Here is a 13,883-nt window from a genome sequence, read left to right as displayed (position 1 = left end):
TTTCGTTTTCGCTTCTGAATTCACATAATTTTCGAATATTAAAACTCTACATGTTAATATTTGTTATATAATATACTTGTCAAAGCATTACCCCTGTAGTTACTATGATGAATCTATAAGATAGTTTGTTTGTCCCGTATATTCACCTTAAACTAAAAAGAACTCGTAGGGATCCCTACAAGTTCTTTTTAGTTTAAGGATTGGAAAAGGTTTCTCAGATTACTCTGTAACGAATATTTAATTAGCAGATAAGGATTAAACAAGAATAAATGTGTTAAAAACGAAAATAAGTGGTTATAAGAGAGTTTAGGGGGGATCTAAGATTTTTTCATTAAACATCTTAAAGAATGATAAGCAATTGAAAGATTTAGATCGTATGTTAGAAGAAGGCTTAGTGAAGTACTTTAATCCTTTCTCAGTAAGACTCCTGAATCATCTGTATATCTCTAGTACATAATAAAAAAGATAAACAATTTAAAGAAAGGTGGAATAGACATATGAATAATAAACCACTAGATAATAATACTAGACACCCAAGAACTCCTATACCTTTTGGAAATTACATTAATGTACAAATGTGGTACTCAAAAAATGCTAATACAGGAGGGGATGAGCATACAAGGATAACTGAACATATAAAGCAAGCTGAAGCTATATTCTTATCTTGCGAACAAACTTTTACGATTAGAAATGTTTGGGCAAAGTGTAAAGGTTGTAGTGATCCTCGTTATGCTACGCTGGATACTCGCTTGATAGCAGAAAATATAGATGTTGATAATTTACCTCAAGACGTATTCAATGTTTTTGATACAATAAAAATATATTTTGATGAAATAAATGTTTTAGTTTGTTTCGTAGAGGGAAGTTTTTTCATAAAAAATGGCAGTCCTTCTAATGTCGTTGCTCGTGCGGAACCCCATGGTGATAACAATTATATTATTTTATTAAGTGAAGAAGCTGAGCCTTTATTCTTGGCACATGAGTTAGGTCATGTACTAAATTTTAGTAATTCAAGTGGTCGGGCAAATGATCCTAATCCGTTTCCTAATGATCCAGATCATAACGCAAGTAGTGATAATTTAATGTTTCCAACACCAACTGATACGAATATAACACCTCAACAATGTAACCAATTTTTTGATAGTAACATCATACAACAGAATTAAATATTACATATGGAAATTTTGTAAATGTCCTTCTTCAAGCATTAGCTCATATAATAAGGAGATAAGAGCGAATCCTTCTTTAAAATTAAATGGTTATGTAGTAAATATTTTAGCTAACACAATTATCGTAGATGTTTCAAAAACAATTCAAAATAAAGGTTATAAAAGAATTAGATGTTCTTCATGTTGTAAAAAACGGTCGCTCTAAAAAAGTTCGTTCTCGTAAAAAAACAAGCTTCTTAATAACTAATTTTGTTAAATACATTGCGCAAGTTTATCATGAAACTATAAAAATAGAGTCCTGATAATACAGGGCTCTATTTTTATTAATATATGATGTTTGTTAGAGACGGTATCTTTAAACTTTAAGTATAAATTTTTTTATTTATTTCTTTATTATCAGCTTCAGTCACAACGCCTTTATTCCACTTAGCTTTAATAAATTCATTCCAATAATGATTATTTCGACGTATTTCCTCATTATAAAAGCTCGCCCTATCTTCAATGTAAGCTGGACTTTCTTCAAATTGCGCTTCTTCTTCTACTTTTTCCTCTTGCCACTCTTCATATGCCTGTAAATCAAATAAATCTTTGCCTTCGCTGTCTCTATTGAAGATTAATCCTTCACCGTTTATAGGAGTTCCTTCATGTATCTCTCCTGTAAACTTCTTGACTTGATATGATAAATCATAGTTGTTAGCTATTCCATTCCATGGTTTCGAGTATTTAAATTTACCTTTAAAGCATTGTATGCCATTAATAAATTCGATACCATTAACTTTTAATCCATTTTTCAAAATACCTTCAAATTCTACACTTCCATGCTCATTATAATATGATCCTTGACCATTAATAAGTCCATCTTTAAGCTCTCCTTGATAACTAATCTTCTTGTTCTTATGAAATAAGGTTGTAATTCCATTAAAAACCTTACCATCTTTAAATCTACCGTTATAAAAATATTGATTATTATCATCAGCTAATTTATATAGAATCCCCTTTTTAATTCCCAAAATTTTAGTATTTATATCATAAATAATTTCATAACATTCTTTTGTAGAGTTGTAATATCCATAGACAATTCCCGAAATAAAATGTTTTGAATCAAAATGACCAGAACATTTTATATTTCCATCCTTATTATAAAGTTCTCCATCACCTACAAATGGTTCTTTCGTATCCCCTACGAAGAAAAGAACTCCATTTAAATAAGTTTCATAAACAGATTTTCCGTTTACTACTTTTTCCTTAGGTTTCTCTTTAGAAGGCCTTACAGAAAAACAACAATCAACACGCCCAATGATCTTAGAGCGGAATATTTCTATCGTTATATTACTCCTGGATTATGGACTATCTTTAAAAGAGCTTGTTTCTTTACGAATGGCACACGTTCATTTCGAAAATAACACTTTATCGATTCCTGAAGACTCAAAAATAAATAGAACCATTTATTTGAAGGAAGAAGATAAATTACACTTATACAATTACTATAAAACTATCCCTGAACCTGTACGCCCTAAATATCACAGCAATGATCCACTATTTATTGCTTTTGATTTTACACGTGGGACATATCATTGGAGTTATGATAATGATGCACCAAAGTTCCTAACTGAAATATCAATACAAAAAATGATTCGTTTAGAAGTGAAACGTGCTAATCTCCGAAAGGGAATTTCTTCTCAACATTTTCGAAACACCTATATTTTAAGAAGAATTCAAGAGAGCAATACACCTGAACAAATCATGCAGCAAATAGGATTTAAATCTAATTTATCCTTAAAAAGGTATTATGATTACAATAAACGATCAACAGCAAATACAGACTCACCCCCTTCACTTAATATGTAATTTTTACACACCTACATAAAATTAATAAATCAAATGAAAACAGAGGATTAACAATGAGAAAAAATGAGGAATCATATTATATCCACCAATACACTTTACTGGATAGAACTACTAAATCTATCAGAATTGAATCCTGGCGCTCACTAAAAGAAGAAATGCAAGTCCTGGGCATAAAAGACAATGATATCTTTCAAATTCAAATGATCAAAATAGATTCAAAAAAAAAGTAACATAGCGCTATGCCATGATACTCTTTTTTGTTTTAATAACATAGCGCGATTTTTCTACACTCAAAAACAACTAGTTCCGCAAACACAAATATAAATATAAATATAAATATAAATTACTATTTCAAAAAACAAGAGAACTTAAGGATTAAAATGACAAGAAATTCTCTTTTTTATAAAGGAAAATCTTGTCTAAGGCCATGATAACAAAGTTTTTAAGGCATCCATCACATCATAGCGATTTTTCTTTTGGAATTATAGTTATCTTTCTAATCCACCATCAGCAAAGTATATCAAATCATAGCGATTTTTCTTTTGGAACTATAGCTCCGTAGGCTTATCCTTCTCAGACTCCTTTATCAAATCATAGCGATTCCCCTTATGGAACTATAGCATAGTTATGGAGGTAGATGAAATGGATTTTATCATAGCATAGCGATTTTTCTCTTGGAACTATAGCTTAGTTTCGTTATACATTTGTTTAAGCGTAATCATAGCGTAGCAATGTTTCCTTTGGAACTATAACTTGTAGCGTGTATCTGTTATAAATAAAATGATCATAGCGTAGCGATTTTTCCTTTGGAACTATAACTTGTAGCGTGTATCTGTTATAAATAAAATGATCATAGCGTAGCGATTTTTCCTTTGGAACTATAGCGTAAGTTTGTCAAAAACATTACATTCCGCTCATTCATTGCATAAGCATAACGATATTTTTAGGAATTATAGAGAATAGCGGTAAATTTTTAAAAAATAAATCCATATTACTATTATTCCCAATCTCTTTACTTTTATAATTATACGTTTATCTAGGTATAAAGTTTATTTTTCGGGTTAATAATGAAACTATAAGGATCATATCATAGCGATGTTTCTTAAGTTACTATAGTAAGGGCAATGACCCGTGGCGTTTGGGGATCGCCTCATCCATTACGGATATTCTCCCCATGTGAAAAGCACCTAAGCATAAGGCTAAGGTGCTTTTATTTTGAAAAACGTGAAGGAGGTCGTGTAATTGCGATATGTATTAGGATTGGATATTGGAATCGCATCTTGTGGTTGGGCTGTAATCAATCAAGAAAAAGAGAGGATTGAAGATTTAGGGGTTCGTATTTTTGATAAAGCTGAAAATCCCAAAGACGGAAAATCCTTGGCTACTCCTAGGCGTGACGCACGCTCTACTAGGAGAAACCTACGCCGTAAAAAACATAGAATGCAACGGATAAAGATACTTTTAGTAAAACAAGGCTTACTATCCAAGACCGAACTTAACCATCTATATGAAAGTGCTACTGAATTCGATGTTTGGAACTTACGTTTAGATGCCATAGAGCGCAAATTAAATCCAAAAGAGTTTACCAGAGTTCTTATTCATCTTGCTAAAAGAAGAGGATTTAAATCTAATAGAAAAGAAACAACTCTCTCAGAAAATGGACAAATCTTAGAGAGCATTTCAGAGAACCAACAGATCATGGAGCAAAAAATTTATAGAACTGTTGGAGAAATGATTCTAAAAGATAAAAAATTTGAAAACCATAAAAGAAACAAAGATGGTACTTATATCGGGACTGTTACTCGTCAACAACTTCAAGATGAAATACAAATGATATTTAATGCACAACGTTTGTACAAAAATAATTATGCAACAGAGGAATTTGAAAGTAGATACATAGAAATCTGGATATCTCAACGCCCCTATGCTTCTAAAGATCAAATTGAGAAAATGATTGGTTACTGTACCTTAGAACCAAAAGAAAAAAGAGTGCCTAAAGCTTCTTGGTCATTTCAATATTTTGTAGCGCTACATACCATAAATAATCTCCGACTGATCAGTAAAGACAGGATAGAAGAACTCTCTTTTAAAGAAAAGAAACAAATTATGAATCTAGCACTTGAAAAACCTATTGTTAAATACATTGATATCCGAAAATTATTATCTATTCCTAATGAACTCCATTTTAATAGCCTATTATATTCAGCCGATACAGTAGATACAACTGTGGAAAACAGAAAATGTATAGAACTCAAAGAATATCACTCTATTAACAAGGTATATAAACAAATTTATGGAAAGAACGCCCTAAATTTATTACCTATAGATTACGATACAATTGCATACGGATTAACTATCTTTAAAGATGATAAAGATATCCTAGAGTATTTAAAAAATAAATATGTAAATGCAAAAGGAAAACCTATAAGTAATTTAGCAAAAAAGACCTACGATGATACATTTATTCAGGCATTATTGACTCTGAATTTCTCAAAAATGGGACATTTATCATTCAAATCTTTAAAAAATATTATTCCTTTTTTAGAAGAAGGGTTATCGTATGATAAAGCATGTGAGAAGGCAGGATACAACTTTAAGGGAACTTCCTACACAGAACAAACAAAGTACCTACCTGTTATCCCTCAGAATACAAATCCTGTTGTACATCGTGCTCTTTCACAAACAAGAAAAGTTATAAATACCATTATAAAAAAATATGGTTCTCCAAACGCAATCCATATTGAAACTGCAAGAGAATTATCGAAAACATTCCAAGAAAGAAAAGAAATAGATGGTATGTACCAGGATAACTCTAAAAAGAATGAACACGCCATTCATAAGTTAAAAGAATTGGGGAACATTAACCCCTCAGGAATAAATATTGTGAAATTTAAGCTTTGGAATGAGCAAGATGGTAGATGTATGTATTCTGGAAAATATATCGAACCACATCGGTTATTTGAAGAAGGTTATACGGAAGTAGATCACATACTCCCCTATAGCCGTAGCTTAGATGACAGCTATAACAACAAAACATTAACACTTGGAACAGAAAATCAGCGTAAAGGAAACAAAACTCCTTATGAATACATGGGGAATACTTCATTTTGGGATGAATTTGAAATAAGAGTACAGTCAAATAAAAAAATCAACAAAAAGAAACAACAAAAATTACTTTTACAACACTTTTCATATGCGAGAGAACAAGAATTTATTGAACGAAATCTCAATGATACCCGTTATGCCACAATATATCTATCATCCCTTATTCAACAACACCTCATATTCTCTAAAAGCTCTCGTAAGAAAAAAGTTCATACAGTTAGTGGAATTATAACATCTCATTTGCGTAGTAGATGGGGATTTAACAAAGATCGGAAAGAGGGACATATTCATCATGCTTTAGATGCGGTAATCGTTGCTGTCACATCCGATCACATGATTCAAAGAGTAACAAAATATTATAAGTTAAAAGAGTTAAATAGAAACCTTCAAGCCAAACGGATGCCGTTTCCTGAACCTTGGGAAGGATTTCGTTTAGAGTTAGAAGCAAGGATTTCTCCAAATACCCAGCAATATTTAAAGGGACTTCGTTTTAAAAATTACGCCGATGTCAATCTATCCGAAATCAAACCTATCTTTGTTTCAAGAATGCCTAAACGCTCTATCACTGGTGAATTACATCAAGAAACGATTCGAAAATTTATTGGCTATAACGAAAAAGGGAAAGTATTAACCGCAATAAAAACAAAGTTAGAAGATATTCCTTTTGATGCCAATGGTGATTTTCCCATGTATGGGAAAGAAACTGATTTATATACGTATAATGCCATAAAAGAACGTTATTTAAGTCATAAAAAAGATAAACGCAAATCATTCCAAGAACCTTTATACAAACCCACAAAATCAGGAGGAATTGGACCACTTATAAAATCTATTAAAATAATTGATACAAGAACCATTGTTAATCCTGTTAATCAAGGTAAAGGTGTCGTGTATAATAGTAAAATTGCTCGTACTGATGTATTCAAAAAGGATGAGAAGTACTATTTAATTCCCATTTACACAATTGATCTTATGAAAAATATCTTACCTCAAAAAGCAATTACAGCAGGAAAAGGATATGAGGATTGGACAACCATTGATCCTAGCTTTACTTTTTTATTTAGTCTTTTTCCCAATGATCTAATTCAAATTGTCCCCTCAAAAAATAAAACAATTAAAGCTAGAACAACTGTATCGAAAAAAGAGGTATTACTGCCCTCACTCACAGGATATTTTAAAGGTGTTCATAGTGGAACTGCGGGGATTACTGTTGAAACACACGATGGTAGTGTTATAGCAAATGTAGGCTCAAAGCAATTACTATTATTTGAGAAATACCAAGTAGATGTACTTGGACATTATACAAAAATAAAGGAGGAAAAACGTATTGGGATGGCGATATAGAATGGTAACAAAAAGAGCGCAGCTTGCTAATATGGAATTTTCAATAGGGAAACATACGCAAACAAAGAAGATACTATCTCTGCTCAACTTACTTTATTTTAAAAAGAAAAAAATCGCATTCTAAACAAATGAAATTCCTCCTTGTTCAAATTAAAAAACCTTGTCTAACCCTCTAGTGACAAGGTTTTTTCGACATCTACCATATCATAGCATTGATTCTCTTGGAACTATAGCACAACTTTGATTACATAGTTTTCTGCTGCGACCATATCATAGCGTTGGTCCTTATGGAACTATAGCGATATTAATGTATATAATGAATTTGTTAAGACGATATCATAGCGGTGGTTCTTTTGGAACTTTAGCCTCTGTTCTTGTTATTTCATTAGATGACATAGCATATCATAGCGATTTTCCTTTTGGAACTATAGCATTGCACAACACACTATTTCATTTATAAATACCATATCATAGCGATTTTTCTTATGGAACTATAGCAAAGCTGCAAGCGACATTACTGTACAAATTACCATATCATAGCGATGCTTCTTTTGGAACTATAGCGCTGATTGCTGTAACTGTCCGATATACTCTACCATATCATAGCGATTTTTCTTTTGGAACTATAGCCATTGCATTCGATTCATCATTTTCAAATTGACCATATCATAGCGTTGGCTCTTTTGGGACTATAGATGTTTAAGGGCTGACACAAAATATTTCTAAAAACATATTACCTTCAAAATGAAATTGGATTATTTTATATATAGTTTTAACCAATAAAATCTGTTCCAAACCTAGCTACTCTTAGATATCATTGTTTTTAGCACTTCCTTTATTAACCTGAAAAACATGGTAATTAACCATTACAAATGTCTTGTATAGCGCTATGATAATTTAATACATACAAAACAATAGCAATTCACACTTCCCATGTTCTCATATACATAACGAGACGTTTCAAATCAAGACCAATATAGTGTTACACAATTGTTGTTCTTTAAGAAGCATTTTACACATGTCCACATTTACACATGTGTACATTTTTAATAAAGACTTGTAGCCAAAAATACAAAAGAATTAAATGATATATGTGCCACTATTGGTACTTTTATATCCCTGGTCTTTTCATAAATCCATGCATATAAACAACCATTTACAAAGTAAGGGAAGAAGAACCAATCAAAATGCACGGCTGCAAAGATACCATTAGCAATCAGAATCGCTGTTTTACGGTTAATTGGTTCAAACAATTTTTCTATTCCTAATGGTAGTATCTTTCTAAACATCCATTCTTCAATTACAGGAGCAATTAATAGAGGAACAATTAAATAGAAGATATTCAATTCTACTTTTGCATTCACCTGTTCTGCATTGCCTGTATCAATTCCACAATAGCCTTTTATATAAGAAAAAAGGAGACTGGACACGATAGCTAGTCCAGTCGTCATTAACACCCATTTCCCCTTTTCTACTAATCTTTTTACATTCAACTTTCTTCTCCCCTTACTATGATTCTCTTTTATTTTTTAGCAAATTCAAATGTAATCTTTCCGCTAGAATCAAGCTTCAAATACGCATCAAATTCTTTTCCTGATTTTCCTTTCATTCCTTTAATCAATCCTGTTTTCTTTCCTGCTAATAATTTTTTAACGTTTGCTTCGCTTATTTTCTTTGTCAAAAATTCGCTTGGAAGAGAGAATTTGCAACCTTCTTTATAGCCTGTACAACCGTAAAATGTTTTGCGATTCGCTATCTCTTTGCCACATTTCGGGCATTTCCCTACGGAATCCTTTGTCTTCATTTCTTGCACTTTGCTATCTATCTGAAGCTCACCAATCGACTTCGTAGCGTTTACGATCAGCTGCTTGGTGAATTCCCCTGTCTTCGCAACAAATACCTCTTTAGATCCTTGTTTCTTCCCAATTTTACGCAAATACCCTTCCCATTGCGCTGTCATTTCGGGCTTCGCTAATAACGTGCCGCCCACGGCTTCGCAAAGAATTTCACCTTTCGGTGTAACTGTCACTTTATTCTTTTTCACTTCTATATATTCTTATTTTTTGAGCGTTTCAATGATGCCAGCTCGTGTTGCTTCAGTACCAAGTCCCTCTACTTCTTTTAGGATACTTTTACTTTCTTCATCCTCTACTGAAGCACCGCACGTTTTCATTAATGTAATGAGTTGTCCCTCTGTATAGGGCTTTGGTGGTGTTGTGATACCTTCTTTCGTTTGTATCTTCCCTTGTACAAGTTCGCCTTTTTGCACAACAGGAAGGAAGGATTCCTTGTCTTCGCTCTCTTCTTCGCTAGGCTGATCCGCTTTGTATAGCTCTTTCCATCCTAACGCTTTTTCCGCTTTTCCTTTTGTCGTAAACTCCAATCCATTCATATCTGTTGTAATAATCGTTTCCTCATATTCGTAAGGCGCATGGAACATACCCAATACACTCTTTAATACTTCCATGTACAAGTTGCGCTGCTTGTCCGTTAATTGATCTACCTTTTGTTTCGAAGGAACATTTTTAGTCGCTATAACGGCATAGTGCTCTTGAACTTTTTGATTATCGACATAGCGTTTATTTGATTCTAATGTTTTGGGTTGGAAGGATATTCCTACAATAGATTGATATCCCTCTAGGTTTCGGACTAAATAGGCAAATTCATTTTCTGTAATGAAATTACAGTCTGTTCGTGGATAGGTCACAAGTTTAGATTCGTATAGCTCTTGAACAATCTTCAGCGTATCAGCAGGTGAATACTTGTACTTTTTATTCGCTAAAGCTTGCAGAGAAGAAAGGGAGAACAACTTTGGCGCTTCTTGTTTCTTTGGTTTTACTTCCACGGATTTTACTGCACCTTGCTGATTCGCTCCTTCAGTAAGCTGATGTTTCTTCAGTAGCAATGCTACTTCATTTTTTGTTTGGAATCGCTCTTTGTATCTTCCTTTATATGTTCCGTTCATTCCCTTAAATTGCCCTTCCAGTTCAAAGAAAGGGGATGGTTTAAAGTGTTTGATGTCCTGCTGCCGTTGATTAATAAGACATAAAACAGGAGTCTGAACATGCCCTACACTGTAAACACCTTGTACGCCTTTTTGACGTAATAAAAGCGTATATAATCGGCTTGCATTCATACCAATTGCCCAATCACTAATTTGACGAGCCTGTGCTTCAGCAAACATACTCTCAAACTCCGCACCTTCCTTCAGGTTCTGAAATCCCTTTTTAATTTCATCCACTTCTAAGCTATTGATCCAAAGGCGTTTCATTTTTTTAGAAGAACAGCCTGCTTCTTGAATGATTAAACGTGCGATTGCTTCACCCTCTCTATCAATATCCGTTGCGATTGTAATACAGTCTGCTTCTTTCATTAATTTCTTTATAACGTTGAACTGCTTTCTTTTATCAGCTGACACTTTATATCCATATCGTTCGGGTAAGATTGGCAATTGTGACATATCCCATTTTTCCCACTCCGATTTATAATCTTGCGGTGCTTTCAATTCTACTAAATGCCCGTACCCCCATGTAATATTCGCTCCATTCGGCATTAAGGAACAAGGCGCAATAGAAAAGTATCCATCCTTCTTCTCTGCTTTCGGGAATGCTTCCGTGTATGCTTTCGCTTGTGATGGTTTCTCCGCAATAATTAATGTAGTCATGTGTATTAATTCCTCTCATTTATAATTTTTTAGTGAAAAACAAATAACATAGCGCTATGATTCCTACGATCTAACAAAAAAAGAGCAACATATCGCTATGTCGCCCTTCAAACAATCTCTACCAAACAAAAAAAGCAGGAAGAATAATTCTCCTGCTTTTAAAATTCTTATTTAATCATCGTTCTTTTATTTTATATCATTACGAAGGTGAACGAGTAAGAACTCCGCTGAATTGCTATATGCTCATTATATATTGTTTTTATTTAATTATCACCTTTTATTTTATTTTTTTATCTCTCACGCCCCATTTGATGCATATATGCTATTCTTCTAGCTTTATCTCTTTCTTTATATTCTTGGCACTTTTCTTCTAATTTAGGGAAATCACAGCAAACTCCTTTTAAGAATTTCTGTTTATGTGAATGCTTTCCTTGTATAGTTGCATCTTTATATACTTTTTCCACTTTATTAGTAACTCGATCCATATTTTCTTTTAAAAATAAATACTGTTTTAACATCAAATTACCATACTTAGGATCTGCCGCCGTTTTTTCTGCTATATCAATTTCTCTACACTCTTTTTCTGGGACTGGAATCATGTTATTAACCAATAAAACTCCAATTCGCTTCTCAGCATTATCATTATCGAATAACTTTACACTGACCTGACTATTAAAATTTTTATCGTTACGTGATGTCAAAGGTACAAAATAATCATGACCATTGATTTTTTCCAATACACCTACATACGGTCTACTATGCTGTTCATCTTTATTAAAAGGTACTTTACTATCTGTTTCTCTTAAATAATCTATATATTCAGTTGAAATGGTGTAAAATTTAGGATTATCTTTATTAGCCAACTTTCTTCTCCCCCTAAAAACAAAAAAAGCAGGAAGAAAACTCTCCCTACTTTTAAAATTCTTTTTTGTGCCTACTACGGTAAGGCTACACCAATTTTTTGGTACTCACTACGGTAGAGTTACACCAATTTTTTCGCACCTACTAAAGTAAGGTTACTCTAATTTTGTACCTTTATTATATGCGGTTTACTAATAAAAATCAACATTTCCAACATCATTTCACTTTATTTATCTTTCTATGCCCATCTGTTGTAAGTAAGCAGTTCGTCTTCCTTGCTCTCGCTGATTGGCTACTCGCTTACATTCATCGTTCCAATCCCATTTTTTCTCTTCAGACGGCGCTTGCGGATATTCAGGCTTAAATGCAACTATGCTTCCATCATTCTTTTCATATCGGAAATGTATTAATCGTTCCGCAAAAGCTTTACCTGCTTTATCATTATCTACGCATAATGAGAGACTGTCAGGGACATCTCCAATTCGTTCTTGACTCTTCATATAATAATTAAATACAACCTGCGGTTTTAATCCTTCCATACTAACCAAATGAGTATCTTTGAGGTCATGTTTATGTAGTGATGCATAACTCAACAAATCAATTGATGATTCAAAGAACTTTAAATTGCGTGGTTCACCATTTAATACATTAAAACCATAGTTAGCCGTAGAGTTTTTTTGGATACTTTTCCATGCCCCACGTTTGTATTTATCTGATTTAACTACACCTTGCTCTGAACCACCCATTACCGCTCCCGTTTCACGGTCTTTCCATGAAAATAATACGTTGTTGTATTTATCTTGTTTAATCAGTCCTTTTTTATGCAAAGCATCTACAACTTGCGGATCAATCTTTCTTTCCTCAATTAGATACTCCCTTGCTCTATCGAATTGAGGTACTTCTTTTTTTGCAAAATGTTCACAATCATAAGGCTCACTCACAAATGTAACCTCTGAAGCTTTTTCATAGTCCTGTTCCCCGTCCAGTAATCGCTGCATCGCCCCAGGGAACGAAGCATCTTCCACCTCCTGTACAAACTTAATAATATTCCCGTTAACCCCTCTACTGTTCCAATAAAACTGATTTTTCTTCCTATCAATGATTAAGCTATCGTGTTCCGCTAAACGGTAATAACGTTCACTGTCAGACTTTACCGGTATATCGTTTTGCATACAATAATCCACAATATCAAGAGATGCTGCCTTTTCAATTTCTTCTTCCGTATATCTTTTGATATTCTTCTTTTGTTGTTCCATGAAAATCCCTCCATTAAAAAAGACCATGCATTTTTTCACATGGTCTTTTTCGATTTATTTATATTTGTATTTGTTCTGCCTTAACTAAATAACGCTTTAAAGGATTCTAAAATACCTGAAGCTCCAAGTTGAAAACTTGCCATTCCATACGAATACAGTTCATAAATGACTACGATCGTACTAATCATTAGAATCATTTTTTCCGCTATACCGTTATAGCTGTAGTAAAAAACATGGAATCCGCTTTGAAAATTTCTATTGGATAATGGCAGCAGCCACTTAATACCTTTTTTAGAGAAACTGTCTTCCACTAAATGTAGAAAGTATCCTGCAAGGATGCACATGCCGTTAGTAAAGGACAGTGGTGTCATCCCTACTGCAAATAAAATAGGAATCAGCACAAGCACCAATCCAAACAGCGAGTGTGTGATTCCTCTATGACCAAATACCATATTCATTAAGTCCGATACTCCACGAGTTCTCCTGCCAATCCATGAATGTTGTTCATCTATATCAGGCAACAAAGCCCCAAAACTAACCGCTATAACATTTCCAACCGTGAGGTTGCCCGCGTTGATGCCAAGACAGGCAGGGCGACCGCTAGGCTTGTTGTAAGATGCGTTTTATACTTCATTT

At 33.4% G+C, this 13,883-nt stretch carries 7 protein-coding genes and 3 pseudogenes; 4 read left to right on the top strand and 6 right to left on the bottom strand.

Annotated elements, in window-relative coordinates:
- Positions 1-497 precede the first annotated feature (497 nt).
- Entirely contained in the window at positions 498-1,166 is a 669-nt protein-coding gene (locus NSQ69_RS27260; RefSeq protein ID WP_341099936.1) for a hypothetical protein, read from the top strand.
- Between the two features lie 365 nt (positions 1,167-1,531).
- On the opposite strand, the gene NSQ69_RS27255 is transcribed toward NSQ69_RS27260, so the two are convergent.
- Positions 1,532-2,179: a hypothetical protein gene (locus NSQ69_RS27255; protein WP_341099934.1), complete on the bottom strand. Its 648-nt coding sequence runs from the start codon at positions 2,177-2,179 to the stop codon at positions 1,532-1,534.
- Positions 2,180-2,423: 244 nt separating this feature from the next.
- On the opposite strand from NSQ69_RS27255, the pseudogene NSQ69_RS27250 reads away from it, so the two are divergent.
- The 3 genes and pseudogenes from NSQ69_RS27250 to NSQ69_RS27240 form a co-directional block, all read left to right on the top strand.
- Positions 2,424-3,017, top strand: a pseudogene (locus NSQ69_RS27250) (site-specific integrase); the annotation flags it as partial.
- A gap of 1,242 nt (positions 3,018-4,259) precedes the next feature.
- Complete coding sequence (gene cas9 / locus NSQ69_RS27245) at positions 4,260-7,466, top strand: type II CRISPR RNA-guided endonuclease Cas9 (RefSeq protein WP_341099933.1); 3,207 nt, start codon at positions 4,260-4,262, stop codon at positions 7,464-7,466.
- Positions 7,450-7,590, top strand: a complete 141-nt coding sequence (locus NSQ69_RS27240; protein WP_341099931.1) for a hypothetical protein — start codon at positions 7,450-7,452, stop codon at positions 7,588-7,590. The genes cas9 and NSQ69_RS27240 overlap by 17 nt, the downstream gene beginning before the upstream one ends.
- A gap of 922 nt (positions 7,591-8,512) precedes the next feature.
- Here NSQ69_RS27240 and NSQ69_RS27235 read toward each other — a convergent pair.
- The 5 genes and pseudogenes from NSQ69_RS27235 to NSQ69_RS27215 all read right to left on the bottom strand — a co-directional run bounded on the left by NSQ69_RS27235 (position 8,513) and on the right by NSQ69_RS27215 (position 13,881).
- Positions 8,513-8,959 (bottom strand): CPBP family intramembrane glutamic endopeptidase, encoded by a 447-nt coding sequence (locus NSQ69_RS27235; RefSeq protein WP_341099930.1) that lies wholly within the window; start codon positions 8,957-8,959, stop codon positions 8,513-8,515.
- A gap of 29 nt (positions 8,960-8,988) precedes the next feature.
- Positions 8,989-11,130: pseudogene (locus tag NSQ69_RS27230) on the bottom strand (DNA topoisomerase 3).
- Between the two features lie 290 nt (positions 11,131-11,420).
- Positions 11,421-11,993 (bottom strand): type III toxin-antitoxin system ToxN/AbiQ family toxin, encoded by a 573-nt coding sequence (locus tag NSQ69_RS27225; protein ID WP_341099929.1) that lies wholly within the window; start codon positions 11,991-11,993, stop codon positions 11,421-11,423.
- Positions 11,994-12,221: 228 nt separating this feature from the next.
- A complete protein-coding gene (locus NSQ69_RS27220) occupies positions 12,222-13,247 on the bottom strand; it encodes a DUF3991 and TOPRIM domain-containing protein (RefSeq protein WP_098156555.1) in 1,026 nt (341 codons plus the stop codon).
- Positions 13,248-13,327: 80 nt separating this feature from the next.
- Positions 13,328-13,881 (bottom strand): annotated as a pseudogene (locus tag NSQ69_RS27215) (metal-dependent hydrolase).
- Between the last annotated feature and the right edge of the window lie 2 nt (positions 13,882-13,883).

Source organism: Bacillus sp. FSL R10-2201 (assembly GCF_038008665.1).
Lineage (GTDB): Bacteria > Bacillota > Bacilli > Bacillales > Bacillaceae_G > Bacillus_A > Bacillus_A mycoides.
This window is presented reverse-complemented; position numbering and strand designations above follow the sequence as displayed.

Excerpts from the sequence above, each read along its gene's own strand:
- NSQ69_RS27260 (WP_341099936.1), top strand. The coding sequence starts at position 498 with ATGAATAATAAACCACTAGATAATAATACTAGACACCCAAGAACTCCT.
- NSQ69_RS27220 (WP_098156555.1), bottom strand. The coding sequence starts at position 13,247 with ATGGAACAACAAAAGAAGAATATCAAAAGATATACGGAAGAAGAAATT.